Here is a 15,249-nt window from a genome sequence, read left to right as displayed (position 1 = left end):
AGATGCTTGGAAAATGCGGCAGTATCCGTTAAAGCCGAATGATGTTCAACACGTCGCCGGACAGGCTGACCTGCACACCCGAACCCCATAGCGGGTCGCGGCGCAGATCTTCGGAAACCTTGTAATGCCCGGCGATGGAAATCAGTTCAGCACTCATTTGCTGACAGAAAATCCGCGCCTTGGTGTCGCCCTTGACGCCGGCCAACACGCGACCACGCATCGGGCCGTATACATGGATGTTGCCATCGGCGAGAAGTTCCGCTCCCGGGCTTACCGAGGAGATCACCACCAGATCGCTGCCCTGGGCATAAATCTGCTGGCCACCGCGTACCGGCGAGGTGATGATTTTCGTCGGCTTGATGGTCGGCTCGGGCGGTTTTTCCGGTTTTTTCTTCGGTTCGCCTTCGGTCAGGTCCAGTGGACGCTCCCGGGCACCGGACGGTGGCAGCACCGGCAGGTCGACCGCGATGGCGGCGGCAATGTCTTCGATGCGGCTGGCGCGGATCGCCAGGGTACGCAGGCCATGCTGGCGGCAGACGCGCATCAGCCCTGGCAGATCGACCGCGCCTCCGTTGGCCGGGAGTTTGTCCAGGGCCAGTACCAGTGGCGCGTTGCTGAAGAAGTTGGGCGCCTGGGCGACCTTGGCGGCCAGTTGCCGATCAAGGCTTTCGAGGTCGTTACGGGCCAGTTCCAGCACCGTAATGGCCAGCATGCTGCCCTTCAACTGGAACACGGGATCTTGGTCTAGCGGTTCGGTTTGGCTCATGGTCGGCATACAACGACTTGTCACTAAAAGTGCCGAGACTTATAACGAGAACGCCCGCGGGCCGCAAGCCGGGTCGAACGATGTAGAATGCGCGGCCATTGTCATTCCGGAAGCATTAATGGACCGCCCGCGTTTTCGAAAAGCATTTCTATCTCCACGTTTCTGGCCACTGTGGTGTGGCCTGGGGCTGTTGTGGCTGATCGTCCAGCTGCCGTATCCGGCACTGCTGTGGATCGGTCGTGTCCTGGGCGCGTTGATGTATCGGGTAGCCGGCGACAGACGGCGCATTGCCAAGCGCAATCTGGAACTGTGTTTTCCTGAAAAAACCGCCGCCGAACGCAAACGCCTGCTCAAGGAAAACTTCGCCTCCACCGGCATCGCGTTCTTTGAGATGGCGATGAGCTGGTGGTGGTCGCGCAAGCGCCTGGCAAATCTTGCTCATATCGAAGGGCTGGAGCATTTGCAGCAGGCTCAGCGTGAGGGCAAGGGCGTGATCCTGATGGCCCTGCACTTCACGACGCTGGAAATCGGCGCAGCGTTGCTCGGTCAACAGCACACCATCGACGGCATGTACCGCGAGCACAAGAATCCGCTGTTCGACTACATCCAGCGCCAGGGCCGCGAGCGGCACAACCTCGATTCGCTGGCGGTGGAACGCGAAGACGTGCGCGGCATGCTCAAACTGCTGCGCTCGGGCCGGGCGATCTGGTACGCACCGGATCAGGACTACGGCGCCAAGCAAAGCATTTTCGTGCCGCTGTTCGGCATTCAGGCCGCGACCGTCACCGCCACGAGCAAGTTTGCGCGACTGGGCAAGGCGCTGGTGGTGCCGTTCACCCAGGAACGTCTGGCGGACGGCAGCGGATATCGCCTGGTGATCCATGCGCCGCTCGAAGGCTTCCCAGGCGAAACCGAGGAGGCCGACTGCCTGCGCATCAACCAATGGATCGAAAGCGTTCTGCGCGAGCATCCCGAGCAATACCTGTGGGCCCATCGCCGCTTCAAGAGCCGCCCACCGGGCGAGCCCAAGCTGTACGCCAAACGCGTGTAGGAGCGAGCTCGCTCGCGATGGTGGCCAACGATAACGCGGGACACCTGACCCCCGCGGCGTTTTCACAACCATCGCGAGCAAGGGAACAGGTTGAAACAACGAAATCCCATCAAGCACCATGGAGAGTTGTGCATGAGTCCAGGCGAACCGGTTACAGGGTTGATTCTTTCCGGTGGCGGGGCTCGGGCGGCCTATCAGGTCGGGGTGCTGGCGGCGATTGCCGAATTGCTGCCGCCGGGGGCCCGCAATCCGTTCCCGGTGATCGTCGGCACCTCGGCGGGCGCGATCAACGCCGTCAGCCTCGCCAGCGGGGCGATGGACTTTCGTAACGCCATCGAACGCCTGACGGCATTCTGGCAGGGCTTTCGCAGTCATCTGGTGTTGCGCAGCGACTGGCCCGGGGTGATCCGCCAGGCCAGCCGCTTTGTCAGCCACAGTTTGCTCGGCATCGGTGCCCAGGTTCCGGTGGCGCTGCTCAACAGTTCTCCGCTGCGGGATTTACTCAACGACAAGCTGCATATGGGTGGCATCGCCGAAGCGATCGCACAGAAGCAATTGCATGCGGTGGCGGTCACCGCGTTCGGCTATGAGTCCGGCCAGGCCGTCACCTTCTATGAGGGCGGCGGCAAGATCGATGCCTGGTTGCGCCATCGGCGTATCGGTGTTCCCACCCGTTTATCCGTTGAACACCTGCTCGCCAGTTCGGCCATTCCGCTGCTGTTCGCCCCGGTGAAAATCGGCGAAGAGTATTTCGGGGATGGCGCGGTGCGTCAGTCGGCGCCGATCAGTCCGGCGTTGCATCTGGGTGCCAGTCGGGTGCTGGTGGTGGGCGTCAGTGGCAACCCCCGCGGGATTGACCCGCGACAACCGTTGTTGCGTAGCTACACCGGTCAGCAGCCGTCACTGGCGCAGATCGGCGGGCACATGCTCAACAGTACGTTCATTGACAGCCTGGAAAGCGACATCGAGCTGTTGCAGCGCCTGAACCAGTTCAGTCACCTGATGCCCGACGGTACACCCACCCGCGCTTTAGGCGTGGCGCCGGTGGACGTGTTGGTGATTTCACCGAGCCAGCCGATCGATGAGATTGCCGCGCGTCATCGCCAGGAATTGCCGGCGGCATTGCGCCTGTTTCTGCGCGGGCCGGGGGCGACCAAGACCAGCGGGGCGGGGGTTTTGAGCTACCTGCTGTTCGAGGCGGGGTATTGCAGCGAGTTGATTGAACTGGGGCGGCGGGATGCGTTGGCCAAGCGCGGGGAGTTGTGCCGGTTTCTTGGAATTGGGGAGTCTTTGGTTTCGGCTTGAGATGTAGGAGCGAGCCCGCTCGCGATGGACGAAAGGACACCGCGGGGTATCAGGACCCCAGCGTTATCGTTCACGACCATCGCGAGCGGGCTCGCTCCTACAGGAGGTGTTCAGATCAGAAGTGAACCTTGACCAGGAAGCTGGTCACGCTCTGATCGGTCTTGAAGCCCTCGCTGTCTTCGATACCGTATTTGTTTTTCCAGTAGTCATACTCGACACCGACGTACAGCTGCTTGGCACCCAGATTCAACGCCTTGCCCAGGTCGTATTTGACCTGCGGGTTGAAGTGCAGGTTGGCGTGGTACTCGCCTTTGCTGTTGACGTCGTTGTCTACCACCCAGTCCATGAAGCCGTCGATCAGGACGTCCGAGCCACCCACCGGAATGGTGTAGGACCAGACCGGAGTGATCTGCCAGACATCGTCACCCGGACGGCCACCCTCGGTGTGACGATTATAGAAGTTCAACTGGAAGTAATCGAAACCAGGAATGGCCAGGTCGAAACCAGGACCGACCAGGTACGACTCGGTGTCGTCTTCGCCGAACTCATACGTCATGGCCAGCAGCACGTCCTTGATCGGGCCGAACTCCAGCTTCTGGTCAAAGATCTTGCCGAACGACAGGCGTGGCTGGAATTCGCCGTAGTGAGTGTTTTCACCCGCGAAATGGTCTTCCTTGCCGTTGTAGAAGATTTTGTCGATGAAGAAGAAGTTGTCGCCGTACTTCCAGGCATCGGCGTGTTCGAAGGTCACCGTCTGCTGGATGCGCGGGTTGACCTGGAAGTCCTTGCCATACAGATAGGTCAGGCTGTTGTTTTGCCACTGCAGCAAATCGCCGGCCATGGCCTGGCCCCCGGCCAGCATCGATCCCGCCAGCATCAGGCTAGTGCACGTACGTTTCATTCGGTTGCTCCCAAAAAGTAGGTGGTTCCACGTTATTTTTTTAAGGTCGGCGCTCTGGTGTGGCGCCTTTTTCTGTAGCGGTAAAAAAATCATCCATTCGGTCAGCTTTAATGCTGTTAGCAAGAGCTGAGCCAAGGCTTTCAAAAAGCAAAAAAACTCCCGTTCGACGGCTCAAGAGCGGTCGATTGAGAGGGGTTTTGGAGTGCCTTGGTGCCTGCCAGAGCCGGGATAAGTTGGCTTTCTGGTCAGGTTTTACATCCGGGCTTTTTTTTAAACCGGATTCGGGCGGCCGCGGAGAATACTGACTCCTCGGCCAGGTCTCAAGTGCTCCGCAACGGCGCACCGACGGCAGGTTTTGGGCACGGTTGCGGAGCAGCATCAGAAGTGCACCTTTACCAGCAGGCTGGCGGTGTTTTCATTGGTGTTGAAACGGGAGCTGTCCTGGACGCCGTATTTGTCTTTCCAGTAGCTGTATTCGGTGCCGACATACACCTGTTTCTCGCGCCAGCCCAGGGCTTTGCCCAGGTCGTATTTGATCTGCGGGTTGAAGTGCAGGTTGGCGTGATAGGTGCCGCGGGCGTTCTGGTCGTTATCCACGACCCAGTCGATGTAGCCGTCGATCAACAGGTTCGAGTTGCCCAGTGGCAGGGTGTAGGACCAGGCCGGGCTGATTTGCCAGACATCATCGCCAGGGCGCGAGCCTTCGGTCTGGCGGTAATAGAAGTTCAAGGTGAAAAAGTTGAAGCCCGGTACCGCGAGGTCGAAACCGGGACCGATCATATAGGCCTCGGTGTCGTCTTCACCGTTCTCGTAGGTCATGGCCAGCAGCACGTCCTTGATCGGGCCGAATTCGAAACGGCGGTCGAGGATCTTGCCGAAGGATAGGCGTGGGCTGAACTCGCCGTAATAGGCATGAACGCCTTTGTTTCGGTCTTTCTCGCCGTTGTAGTAGGTGCTGTCGATGAACATGAAGTTGTCGCCGTACTTCCAGCGGTCGGCGTGTTCGAAGGTTATCGTCTGCTGGATCGCTGGATTGATCGCGAAGTTCTTGCCATACAGATAGCTCAGGCTGTTGGTCTGCCACAGCAGTAGATCACCGGCCATGGCCTGACTCGCGGCCAGCAGGCCAGCACCCAACAGCAGGTTGGTTTGTGTCCGAATCATCTGTTGCTCCCTCTTGTTTTTATTTTAAGGCGCAGGAAACCCTTACCCTGTAGGAGCGAGCCTGCTCGCGATGGTCGTCAACGATTACGCGTGTTATCTGGATAAACGCGGTGTTCTCGGGTTCATCGCGAGCAGGCTCGCTCCTACAGGGGGCGTGTGTTTCCGGGTTAATGCGTGTGAGCGTGGCAGTCGTTGATGGCCGCGCGTTCGGCGCCACCAAGGATGTTGAACAGCAGGTTCAGCGTCAGCGCGCTGAGGGTGGCCATGGCGATGCCGCTGTGGGTGATCGGGCTCATCCACACGGGCAGGTGGGCGAAAAACTCCGGGCGTACAACCGGGATCAGGCCCATGCCGATGCTCACCGCCACCAGTAACTGGTTGCGACGGTCACCGATGTCGGCCTCCTGGAGAATCTTGATTCCGGTGGCGGCGACCATGCCGAACATCGCAATCGCTGCGCCGCCCAGTACTGCCGGAGGAATCGACGCCACCAAAAACGCGGCTTTGGGCAGCAGGCTCAAGACGATCAGCAACCCGCCGGCAACGATGGTCACCGAACGGCAACGCACGCCGGTCATCTGTACCAGGCCGATATTCTGGGCGAAGGAGGAGTGGGTGAAGGTGTTGAAGAACCCGGCGAAGAACGAAGCGCCGGCATCGCACAACAAGCCTCGACGCAGCATCCGTGGACAGACTTCCTGGCCGGTGATCTTGCCCAGCGCCAGGAACATCCCGGTGGACTCGACGAAAATGATCACTACCACCAGGCACATCGAGAGGATCGGCGCGAGTTCGAATTTGGGCATGCCGAAGTGCAGCGGAGTGACGAATTGCAGCCATGGCGCCTGAGCCATGCCACTGAGGTCGACCATGCCGAGCAGGCCGCAGAGCACATAGCCCAGGCACATGCCGATCAGCACGGAAATATTGACCCAAAAACCGCGCATGAAGCGATGCACCAGCAAAATGGTACCCAGCACCAGCGCGGCAATGGTCAGGTAAATCGGTGAACCGAATTGAGTGGCGCTGGCACCGCCGCCGGCCCAGTTCACAGCCACGGGGAACAGCGACAAACCGATCGAGGTAATGACTGTGCCGGTCACCAGCGGCGGGAAGAAGCGTACGACTTTGGACATGAACGGGGCGATGATCATGCCGAAGAACCCGGCGGCGATGGTCGCGCCGAAGATCCCTTGCAGGCCGATACCGGGCATGCCGGCCATGGCGACCATGCTGCCGACGGCGGCGAAACTGGCGCCCATCATCACCGGCATGCGAATGCCCATGGGGCCGATGCCGAGGGACTGGACGATGGTGGCGATACCCGCCACCAACAGGTCGGCGTTGATCAGGAAGGCGATTTCTTCACGACTCAGGCCAGCGGCCTGTCCGATGATCAGCGGTACCGCGATGGCACCACCGTACATCAGCAGAACATGTTGCAAACCGACCAGGATCAGTTGCAAGAGGGGCAAACGCTGAATGGCGGGTGCGTCGGGGATGCGCGCTTCGGATAGCTCGGACATGCAACACCTCGGATCTTTTTATTCTTGTGATTTACAGCTGCAGTGCTGCTGGCAGCTGTATTCGAATCTGGTGGACCGCGTTGCGGCCAATCGCAGGCAAGCCAGCTCCCACACAGGCCATGCAAAACCTGTGGGAGCGAGCTTGCCCGCGATGCTTTTAGCGATTAATTGGTCTGGGCTCCCTGCACAATCCAGGCACCGATCAGGTCACGTTCCTGCTGAGTCATCTGGGTGATGTTGCCCAGTGGCATGATCTGGCTGGTGACGGCTTGCGCCTGAATTCGCGGTGCGTTCTGGCGGATCTGCTCGGGAGTGTCCAGCATCACACCGGCCGGTGCCGCGCTGAACAACGGGCTGGTTGGCTTGGCCGAGTGGCAAACCGTGCAACGTTCCTGAATCACGCTGTGCACCTTGTCGAAACCCGGGCCGGCATTGGATGCCTGAGCCGGAGCGGCAGCAGGTGCTTGTGCAGGTTTGGCTTCAGCAGGTTTCAAACCACCGCCCACTGCGGTTTCCGGCAGCGGCTGGTATTCGATTTTCGCTGGAGCGTTGGCCACTTCAGGGGCGCTGGACATCGGCTTCGGACCGGACACATAAGCCAGGCAGATCATGCCCACCGCTGCCACCGGCAGGGTCCAGGCAAACTTGTGGCTGTCGTGACGGGTGTTGAAGTAGTGACGCACCAACACCGCCAGTACCGCGATCCCGGCCAGGATCAACCAGTTGTACTGGCTGCCGTAGGTGCTCGGGAAGTGGTTGCTGATCATGATGAACAGCACCGGCAAGGTGAAGTAGTTGTTGTGACGCGAACGCAACAGGCCTTTGGCCGGCAGCGCCGGATCCGGCGTGCGGTTCTCGGCAATCGCCGCAACCAGTGCGCGCTGTGCCGGCATGATGATGCGGAACACGTTGCCGACCATGATGGTGCCGATGATCGCGCCGACGTGAAGGTACGCACCCCGACCGCTGAACACTTTGCTGAAGCCGTAGGCTGCGCCGATGATCAGGACGAACAGGATGAAACCCAACAGGGCAGGGCGTTTGCCCAGGGCCGAGTCGCACAGGAAGGAGTAGATGAACCAACCGATGAACAGCGAGCCGAGGCCGATGGCCACGCCTTCAGGACCGCTCAGGGTGCTGCCCGGAGCCAGCAGGTAGAGCGTCGGGTTGGAGTAGAACACCACGCACAGCAGCGCGATACCCGACATCCAGGTGAAGTAGGCTTCCCATTTGAACCAGTGCAGGTTGTCCGGCATGGTCGGTGGAGCCAGTTTGTATTTTTCCAGGTGATAGATACCGCCGCCGTGGATCGCCCACAAATCACCGGCCAGACCGCTTTTCGGATTGACCCGATTGAGGTTGTTTTCCAGCCAGACGAAGTAGAACGACGCACCGATCCAGGCCACGCCAGTAATCATGTGAACCCAGCGCACGCTCAGGTTCAGCCATTCCAACAGATGTGCTTCCACAGTCTTTACCTCTCGCCCGTCACTCTGTTGTCGAGTGATCGGACCTTCTCTTATTGGTGGGGGGCGAGGATCAAACGCTCATCCTCTTTGAAAAAATGCTCATCGCAGTTATTGCCTGTGCCACTGCGATCAACCACCAGGAAGTCATCCCGCTTTTCGATCGTCAGCACCGGGTGGTGCCAGACGCCGCGATGGTAATTAATGCCCTGCCTGCCGTTGGTGACGAAGGCGCGGACCAAGCCTGATACAGGTTCATCGCCAAGTGGCGCGACCACGATCAGAAAGGGGTTGCCGAGCAGCGGAATGAAAGCCTGGCTGCCCAGCGGATGGCGCTCCAGCATGCTGACGGTCAGCGGCATGTCCTGCGCGTCGGCGCGGAAGATGCTGATGATCGCGTTGTCCTCTGGCTTAGCGGTTTCGACCACAGCCAGTTTATGGAAGCGCATGGTCGAACCGTTGTTGATCATGAAGTGATCGCTGCCGTCGGTTTCGATCACGTCACCGAAAGGGGCGAAGGCTTCTTTGGTCAGCGGTTCTATCGTCAGTGTGCGCATGCTGGTCTTCTTTTCGTTGAGTTCTGTGTTGTTGGTTCTGACGCCTTCGCGAGCAAGCCCGCTCCCACATTCGACCTCATTCCCCTGTGGGAGCGGGCTTGCTCGCGAAGGGCGCGCCGCTTATTTGGCGACCTTGCCCAAAACGCGCAGGCGGCTCACACCACCATCCGGGAACACGTTCAGACGGATGTGGGTGATCGGGCCCAGTGCCTTGATCTGCTCGGCGAAGGTGTGTTCGGCGTGCATTTCCAGCTTCTGGCTTGGCAGCAGTTCGCGCCAGAACAGCGACTGGGTTTCGATCTGGCTGTCGGTACCGCCCTTCACGAACGCGCCCTGGATCGAGCAGCTGTCCGGGTAGTTGCCCTTGAAGTGCAGGGTGTCGACGATGACTTTCTCGACTTCGCCGGCATGACCCAGCGCGACGATGACCCAGTCATTGCCCGGGGTACGACGACGCGCGGTTTCCCAGCCATCGCCCATGTTGATGCCACGGCCCGGGTTGAGGATGTTGCTCATGCGACCGAAGTGTTCATCGGAGCAGGCGAGGGCGCGACCACCGTTAAGGGCCGCAGCCAGGTCGACTTGCTCGTTGTCACCGGTAGCCGACCAGTCACGGAACGGCACGCCGTACACGCGCAGACGGGCCACGCCGCCATCCGGGTAGATGTTGAAGCGCAGGTGGCTGAAGGCCTGGTCGTTGTTGATTTCGTGGTAGTGGTGGCTGTTGCCTTGCAGCTCGACGGCCGACAGCACTTCAACCCACTGGGTGTTTTCGTTCGGCTCGCCTTCGGTCAGGAAGCAGGCTTCCAGGGACGCCGATGGCGGGAAGTTGCCGGTGAAGAATGAAGTGTCGATGTCGACGCCCTTGATCGAACCCGGTACGCCCAGGCGGATCACTGCGCTGTCGAAGCCTTCGAAGCGCTTGCGGCGCGATTCCCAGCCGTCCATCCACTTGCCGTTGTCATCGAACACGCCCTCCTTCCATACGGCCGGGGTCGGTTGGAACAGACGGTTGGCGTCTGCGAACCAGTCATCGGTGACCGAGATGATTTTGGTGCCCAGGCGGGCATCGGCCAGGTTGACGAACTTCTCGAAAGGTACGGCGTAAGCTTTCATTCTTCTTGTCTGCCTTTAAATAAGTGGCTTGGGATACTTGCCAGGCCCCGGGCGGTTTCGGCGTTCTTGAATCCGCTGGGGCCAGGCTTGCTATAGGGTCAGTAATCGGAACAGGGCGATCTTGTTGATCTCCGCCAGCGCGCACTTGAACTCGGTGTCGACCGGGTTGTGGATGCGCGTTTCGAACGCTGCGAGGATCTGATGCCGGTTGCTGCCTTTTACCGCCATGATGAAGGGAAACTTGAACTTGGCTTTGTAGGCGTCGTTCAGCTCGGTGAAGCGAGAAAACTCTTCGGCCGTGCATTGGTGAATACCGGCGCCAGCCTGTTCATTGGTGCTGGCTTCGGTAAGTTGGCCCTGGACGGCGGCTTTGCCGGCCAGGTCCGGGTGAGCGTTGATCAATGCCAGCTGACTGGTGTGATCGGCGCTCAACAGGATGTCGCTCATGCGCTGGTGCAAGGTTTCGATCTCATCGATCGAGGCATCCTGGCCCAGCTCGTAGGCCTTCTCGGCCACCCATGGCGAATGTTCGTAGATGTCGGCGAAAGCGGCGACGAAGGCGTCGCGGCTCAGGGCCGAAGGTTTGACGGTTTGAAAGGTGCTCATTTGGCAGCCCCTGTGTACGGGTGGGTTTCTTGCCAGTGACGCGCGATGTCGACGCGACGGCTGAACCACACCTGTTCATGACTTTTAGCGTATTCGATAAAGCGCTTGAGTGAAGCCAGACGCGCCGGACGGCCGATCAGGCGGCAGTGCAGGCCGATCGACAGCATCTTCGGAGCCTCGGCGCCTTCGGCGTAGAGCACGTCGAACGCATCTTTCAGGTATTCGAAGAAGTCGTCGCCCTTGTTGAAACCCTGGACCTGGGTGAAGCGCATATCGTTGGTGTCCAGGGTGTACGGGATCACCAGGTGCGGCTTGCCGGTCGGGTTGTTCGGTTCCCAGTAGGGCAGGTCGTCGTCGTAGGTGTCGCAGTCGTAGAGGAAACCACCTTCTTCCATCACCAGGCGACGGGTGTTCGGACCCGTGCGGCCGGTGTACCAGCCCAGCGGGCGAGTGCCTGTGATTTCGGTAAGGATGCGGATCGCTTCGAGCATGTGCTCGCGTTCCTGGGCTTCGTCCATGTACTGGTAGTCGATCCAGCGATAGCCATGGCTGCAGATCTCGTGGCCGGCATCGACCATGGCGCGGATCACGTCCGGGTGACGCTGGGCGGCCATGGCCACGGCGAAGATGGTCAGTGGAATGTCGAATTCCTTGAACAGCTTCAGGATCCGCCACACGCCGGCACGGCTGCCATACTCGTAGAGGGATTCCATGCTCATGTTGCGCGCGCCTTGCAGCGGCTGGGCTGAAACCATTTCCGAGAGGAACGCTTCGGATTCTTTGTCGCCGTGCAGGATGTTGCGCTCGCCGCCTTCTTCGTAATTGAGTACGAACGACAGGGCAATACGGGCATTGCCCGGCCAGTGGGGGTGAGGAGGGTTACTGCCGTAACCGACCAGGTCGCGTGGGTAGTCAGCGCTCACTGCAGGCTTCCTTCTTATTCGATGATGACGGTTGGTGTGACGCAGCTGAAAATGGGATGGCGGGCTTGCGTCACAGCGATGGGATGATTGTATACAACTTTATATTCACTTTGTAAGCCTGATTTTTCGCATTTTTCACCGACTGTCATCTTTTACTGCTATTGGCGTGAGCCTGCAAGAAATCTGCCTGACTGGTCAATTATTGATTGAAGGGTTCATAGACTGTGCGGTTTGGCGGGAAATCGGCGGTAAATATGCAGATGGCGGACGTCATACGAAAAATGTCGTTTTTATTGTGTACAATTTTTTTGAAAAGTGTCTTAATCAGTCGCTCGCCGCAGCTTTTCGTGCTCCGAATCGGTGCGGTCTCCTTTTCAACTGACTTCGGGAGGCGCGAAGTCTGACTGCTCCACGCAGGCAGGCGCGCAGAACCAATGGGACGTTTGACTACACACGTTTTGGACGCAGCACACGGTTGCCCGGGCAGCTCGATCAAGGTCGAGTTGTACCGCGTTGAAGGATCGCACCTGGAATTGGTCGCCAGCGCGATAACCAACAGCGATGGCCGTGTCGATGCACCGCTGCTGCAAGGCGATGACTACCGCACCGGGGTCTATCAGGTTCAGTTTCATGCCGGCGATTACTACCGCGCCCGTGGCGTTCAGCTGCCGGAGCCTGCATTCCTTGATGTGGTGGTGCTGCGTTTTGGCATCTCCGCCGAGCAGGATCACTACCATGTGCCGTTGTTGATTTCGCCTTACAGCTACTCCACCTATCGCGGCAGCTGATCCCCCAGGCAGCTGCTGCAACCTGGAAGCGACTGCGCATATAGCTTCTTTGGTCTTTCGCCCGCTCACACTGCGGGCTTTTTTTCGTCTTCTGTAGGAGCAGCCGGTCGACGCTCGATTGCTCGCGATGGAGGCCCAGACAACGCGGGCATTCAGATGGCCCGCGTCATCGTTAACGTCCATCGCGAGCAAGCTCGCTCCTACAGTTGTTAGCGGCTCAGTAGAGACGCAGCCCCCGCACCACTGAACAACCCCGCACTGATCCGGTTGAACCAGCTCTGGCCCTTGCCGCTGCGCAGATACCGTGCCGCACCATGGGCGCCGAGGCCGTAGGCCAATTTGCACAGCAGGTCGAGCACGGTCCAGGTCACGATCATCACCAGCAGTTGTGGGAGGAACGGCTGTTCGGCACTCAAGAACTGCGGCAGGAAAGCGGCGAAGAACAGGATATCTTTCGGGTTGCTTGCGCCCAGCATGAACGCACGCCCGAACAGTGCGCGAAAGCGTGGCACCGGCGCGGCCTGTGGCACTTCAGCGCCATGGGAAGGCAGGCGCGATTGCTGCCAGCTCTGCCAGGCGAGGTAGAACAGGTAAAGGGCGCCAATAATCTTCAGGGCACTGAACAGCTGTTCCGACGCCAGCAACAACGCCCCCAGACCCAGCGCCGAAGCACTCAGCAGGCAGATCGATGCCGACACGCCGCCGAGAAAGGCCGGGTAAGAGCGGCGCAGGCCGTAATTCAGACTGTTGCTGATCATCAGCAACGACAGCGGCCCCGGGATCAGGATCACTATCAGCGCAGCGCCGCTGAACAGCAGCCAGGTTTCCAGACTCATCACTTTCCTCCATTTGCACAAAAGCCCCACCCGACGGGGTGAGGCTGTTTTCAAGCGTGTACCGCGTGTGGTTTACAAGAAGATGAACTTGGCGATGAAGATCGCGCAGAGCACCCACAGGCTCACCGAAATTTCCTTGTACTTGCCGGTACCGGCCTTCATCGCCACGTAGGTGATGAAGCCCAGCGCGATGCCGTCGGCGACCGAGAAAGTCAGCGGCATCATGATGGCGGTGACAATTGCCGGAATGCTGTCGGTGGCTTCGTCCCATTCGATGTGGGCCATGCCGCCCATCATCAGCATCGCTACATAAATCAGCGCGCCCGCGGTTGCATAGGCAGGAATCATCCCGGCCAGCGGTGCGAAGAACATGGCTGCAATAAATAGCACACCTACGGTCACTGCGGTAAGACCAGTCCGACCACCCGCTGCAACACCGGCAGCACTTTCCACGTAGCTGGTGACCGGAGGAACGCCGACTACCGCACCGAATACGCTGGAAGCACTGTCGGCTTTCATGGCGCGGGAGAGGTTTTCAATCCTGCCATCAGCGCCCACCAGGTTGGCACGCTGGGCAACGCCCATCAGGGTGCCTGCGGTGTCGAACATGTGCACGAAGAGGAAGGCCAGGACCACGCTGACCATGCTGATGTTGAATACACCTACAACGTTCATGGCCATCCAGGTCGGAGCCAGGCTCGGTGGGGCGGACATGATGCCCTCGTAGTGCACCAGCCCAAGGCCCCAGCCGGCGAGGGTCACGGTGATGATGCTGATGAGGATCGCGCCGAACACCTTGTGATAGCTGAGGATGGCGATCATCAGGAAGCACACGGCGGCGAGCAGCGGACCGGGTTCGCGCAGAGAGCCGAGCTTGATCAGGGTCGCCGGGCTATCGACGACGATACCTGCGGTTTTCAGGCCGATCAGCCCCAGGAACAGACCCACGCCGGCGCCCATGGCGAAGCGCAGGCTGACCGGGATGCTGTTGAGCAGCCATTCGCGGATCCGCGAGAAGGTCAGGATCATGAACAACACACCGGACACAAACACCGCGCCGAGGGCGGTTTCCCAGTTGTAGCCCATGGTGCCAACCACGGTGTAGGTGAAGAAGGCGTTCAGCCCCATGCCTGGTGCCAGGCCGACCGGCCAGTTGGCGTACAGGCCCATCAACAGGCAACCGAGTGCCGCGGCGATACAGGTGGCGACGAACGCCGCCCCGTGATCGATCCCGGCGTCGGCCATGATGTTGGGGTTGACGAAAATGATGTAAGCCATAGTGATGAAGGTTGTCAGACCGGCAATCAGCTCGGTCTTCACCGTGGTGCCGTGCAAGCTGAGTTTGAACAGACGTTCCAGCAAGCCATTGCGTAATGGCGGCGAGATTTCCAGCGTCGGTGCTTCGGATTTGCGGCTTTCCACAGCGAGTACTCCTCAAGAGTTTTATTTTTATTTCCAGGGCCGGATCCGAGAGGGGTGGCAGCGGCCCTTTGAGGTACTTGCGAATTTGTTGACCGCTTGGTCAGGAACTCGCACGAAGTGGATTATGCTTTTGTATACAAAGAAAGCAAATAATGTTTTTGATTTTGTAGACGAAAAGTTTGGCAATAGGGATATATCGCCTGTTCTGGCCCCTTCGCGAGCAAGCCCGCTCCCACAGGGGAATGCGGTCACCTGTGGGAGCGGGCTTGCTCGCGAAGGCATCGGTTCAGCCACTGCAAATCCAGCAGATTGAATACTCAGTCTGCCGACAACTGGCCTTTTCCCAACGCCAGGTTCACCGTCAACCACCCATTCACCGCTGTCTCCCCGGCCTCGGCAAACACCCGCTCCAGCAATTTCACCTGCTCACGGCGCAACGACTGTTCGAAACGAGCGCCGTCATCGGTCAGTTCCAGCAGCCGCTTACGCTTGTCCGACTCGGACGCGACGCTGTCCACCAGATGCATCTCGACCAACTGACGCAACGGCATGTTCAACGCCTGCTTGCTCACACCGAGTAAAGCCAGCAGTTCCTTGACACTCAGGTTCGGATAGCGGGCGATGAAAAACACGATGCGCTGATGCACCCGACTCAGGCCGCGACGTTCGAGCATTTCATCGGCCTTGGCGGTGAAGGCCTGGTAGCCGAAGAAAAACGCTTCCATGGCTTGCTGCTGGGAAAGCGGGTTTTTAAGGTCAAGCATATTGACGTATCCGTTCGGGGAAGCGTAATTTCGGTCAACAAGTTTGACTCATTTTTCA

At 59.4% G+C, this 15,249-nt stretch carries 16 protein-coding genes; 3 read left to right on the top strand and 13 right to left on the bottom strand.

The features are described from left to right. Positions 1-28: 28 nt before the first annotated feature. A complete protein-coding gene (gene minC / locus KGB20_RS25530; protein ID WP_090457784.1) occupies positions 29-766 on the bottom strand; it encodes a septum site-determining protein MinC in 738 nt (245 codons plus the stop codon). Positions 767-884: 118 nt separating this feature from the next. Here minC and KGB20_RS25525 point away from each other — a divergent pair, with 118 nt between their 5' ends. Then, complete coding sequence (locus KGB20_RS25525) at positions 885-1,817, top strand: lipid A biosynthesis lauroyl acyltransferase (protein WP_102671801.1); 933 nt, start codon at positions 885-887, stop codon at positions 1,815-1,817. 132 nt (positions 1,818-1,949) lie between these two features. Beyond that, entirely contained in the window at positions 1,950-3,122 is a 1,173-nt protein-coding gene (locus tag KGB20_RS25520) for a patatin-like phospholipase family protein (protein ID WP_090453970.1), read from the top strand. A 115-nt stretch (positions 3,123-3,237) separates the two neighbouring features. Here the strand turns inward: KGB20_RS25520 and KGB20_RS25515 are convergent, their stop codons facing one another. The 9 genes from KGB20_RS25515 to puuE form a co-directional block, all read right to left on the bottom strand. Next, entirely contained in the window at positions 3,238-4,023 is a 786-nt protein-coding gene (locus KGB20_RS25515; RefSeq protein WP_057715764.1) for an outer membrane protein OmpK, read from the bottom strand. 40 nt (positions 4,024-4,063) lie between these two features. Beyond that, positions 4,064-4,402 (bottom strand): hypothetical protein, encoded by a 339-nt coding sequence (locus tag KGB20_RS25510; RefSeq protein WP_223533195.1) that lies wholly within the window; start codon positions 4,400-4,402, stop codon positions 4,064-4,066. Continuing rightward, positions 4,402-5,187, bottom strand: a complete 786-nt coding sequence (locus KGB20_RS25505) for an outer membrane protein OmpK (protein ID WP_154946577.1) — start codon at positions 5,185-5,187, stop codon at positions 4,402-4,404. Before KGB20_RS25505 ends, KGB20_RS25510 begins: the two co-directional genes overlap by 1 nt. Before the next feature lie 167 nt (positions 5,188-5,354). Then, positions 5,355-6,713 (bottom strand): nucleobase:cation symporter-2 family protein, encoded by a 1,359-nt coding sequence (locus KGB20_RS25500; protein WP_057715762.1) that lies wholly within the window; start codon positions 6,711-6,713, stop codon positions 5,355-5,357. A gap of 164 nt (positions 6,714-6,877) precedes the next feature. Further along, the gene (locus tag KGB20_RS25495; RefSeq protein WP_057715761.1) at positions 6,878-8,182 is read right to left on the bottom strand and encodes a urate hydroxylase PuuD; all 1,305 of its coding nucleotides are present in this window, start codon (positions 8,180-8,182) and stop codon (positions 6,878-6,880) included. Positions 8,183-8,232: 50 nt separating this feature from the next. Next, positions 8,233-8,736, bottom strand: a complete 504-nt coding sequence (locus tag KGB20_RS25490; protein ID WP_007993087.1) for an ureidoglycolate lyase — start codon at positions 8,734-8,736, stop codon at positions 8,233-8,235. Positions 8,737-8,856: 120 nt separating this feature from the next. Then, on the bottom strand, positions 8,857-9,852 hold the full coding sequence (gene alc / locus KGB20_RS25485; protein ID WP_057715760.1) for an allantoicase: 996 nt from the start codon (positions 9,850-9,852) through the stop codon (positions 8,857-8,859). A gap of 90 nt (positions 9,853-9,942) precedes the next feature. Further along, complete coding sequence (uraD, locus tag KGB20_RS25480; protein ID WP_154860708.1) at positions 9,943-10,458, bottom strand: 2-oxo-4-hydroxy-4-carboxy-5-ureidoimidazoline decarboxylase; 516 nt, start codon at positions 10,456-10,458, stop codon at positions 9,943-9,945. Continuing rightward, entirely contained in the window at positions 10,455-11,381 is a 927-nt protein-coding gene (puuE, locus tag KGB20_RS25475; RefSeq protein WP_057715758.1) for an allantoinase PuuE, read from the bottom strand. Before puuE ends, uraD begins: the two co-directional genes overlap by 4 nt. A 434-nt stretch (positions 11,382-11,815) precedes the next feature. Between puuE and uraH the strand changes: the two genes are divergently transcribed. Next, the gene (uraH, locus tag KGB20_RS25470) at positions 11,816-12,169 is read left to right on the top strand and encodes a hydroxyisourate hydrolase (RefSeq protein ID WP_003223171.1); all 354 of its coding nucleotides are present in this window, start codon (positions 11,816-11,818) and stop codon (positions 12,167-12,169) included. Between the two features lie 209 nt (positions 12,170-12,378). Here the strand turns inward: uraH and KGB20_RS25465 are convergent, their stop codons facing one another. The 3 genes from KGB20_RS25465 to KGB20_RS25455 all read right to left on the bottom strand — a co-directional run bounded on the left by KGB20_RS25465 (position 12,379) and on the right by KGB20_RS25455 (position 15,191). After that, positions 12,379-13,005, bottom strand: coding sequence for a LysE family translocator (locus KGB20_RS25465; protein ID WP_154946576.1), 627 nt, complete (start codon positions 13,003-13,005; stop codon positions 12,379-12,381). A gap of 72 nt (positions 13,006-13,077) precedes the next feature. Further along, complete coding sequence (locus KGB20_RS25460) at positions 13,078-14,427, bottom strand: NCS2 family permease (protein WP_057715756.1); 1,350 nt, start codon at positions 14,425-14,427, stop codon at positions 13,078-13,080. A gap of 317 nt (positions 14,428-14,744) precedes the next feature. Further along, a complete protein-coding gene (locus tag KGB20_RS25455; protein ID WP_102671808.1) occupies positions 14,745-15,191 on the bottom strand; it encodes a MarR family winged helix-turn-helix transcriptional regulator in 447 nt (148 codons plus the stop codon). Positions 15,192-15,249 lie beyond the last annotated feature (58 nt).

It is taken from the genome of Pseudomonas sp. BF-R-30 (genome assembly GCF_019956175.1).
In the GTDB taxonomy this organism is placed as follows: Bacteria; Pseudomonadota; Gammaproteobacteria; order Pseudomonadales; family Pseudomonadaceae; genus Aquipseudomonas; species Aquipseudomonas jessenii.
This window is presented reverse-complemented; position numbering and strand designations above follow the sequence as displayed.

Coding starts and splice junctions, on each gene's coding strand:
- minC (WP_090457784.1), bottom strand. CDS start 766: ATGAGCCAAACCGAACCGCTAGACCAAGATCCCGTGTTCCAGTTGAAG.
- KGB20_RS25525 (WP_102671801.1), top strand. CDS start 885: ATGGACCGCCCGCGTTTTCGAAAAGCATTTCTATCTCCACGTTTCTGG.
- KGB20_RS25520 (WP_090453970.1), top strand. CDS start 1,950: ATGAGTCCAGGCGAACCGGTTACAGGGTTGATTCTTTCCGGTGGCGGG.
- KGB20_RS25515 (WP_057715764.1), bottom strand. CDS start 4,023: ATGAAACGTACGTGCACTAGCCTGATGCTGGCGGGATCGATGCTGGCC.
- KGB20_RS25510 (WP_223533195.1), bottom strand. CDS start 4,402: ATGCTGCTCCGCAACCGTGCCCAAAACCTGCCGTCGGTGCGCCGTTGC.
- KGB20_RS25505 (WP_154946577.1), bottom strand. CDS start 5,187: ATGATTCGGACACAAACCAACCTGCTGTTGGGTGCTGGCCTGCTGGCC.
- KGB20_RS25500 (WP_057715762.1), bottom strand. CDS start 6,713: ATGTCCGAGCTATCCGAAGCGCGCATCCCCGACGCACCCGCCATTCAG.
- KGB20_RS25490 (WP_007993087.1), bottom strand. CDS start 8,736: ATGCGCACACTGACGATAGAACCGCTGACCAAAGAAGCCTTCGCCCCT.
- alc (WP_057715760.1), bottom strand. CDS start 9,852: ATGAAAGCTTACGCCGTACCTTTCGAGAAGTTCGTCAACCTGGCCGAT.
- uraD (WP_154860708.1), bottom strand. CDS start 10,458: ATGAGCACCTTTCAAACCGTCAAACCTTCGGCCCTGAGCCGCGACGCC.
- uraH (WP_003223171.1), top strand. CDS start 11,816: ATGGGACGTTTGACTACACACGTTTTGGACGCAGCACACGGTTGCCCG.
- KGB20_RS25465 (WP_154946576.1), bottom strand. CDS start 13,005: ATGAGTCTGGAAACCTGGCTGCTGTTCAGCGGCGCTGCGCTGATAGTG.
- KGB20_RS25455 (WP_102671808.1), bottom strand. CDS start 15,191: ATGCTTGACCTTAAAAACCCGCTTTCCCAGCAGCAAGCCATGGAAGCG.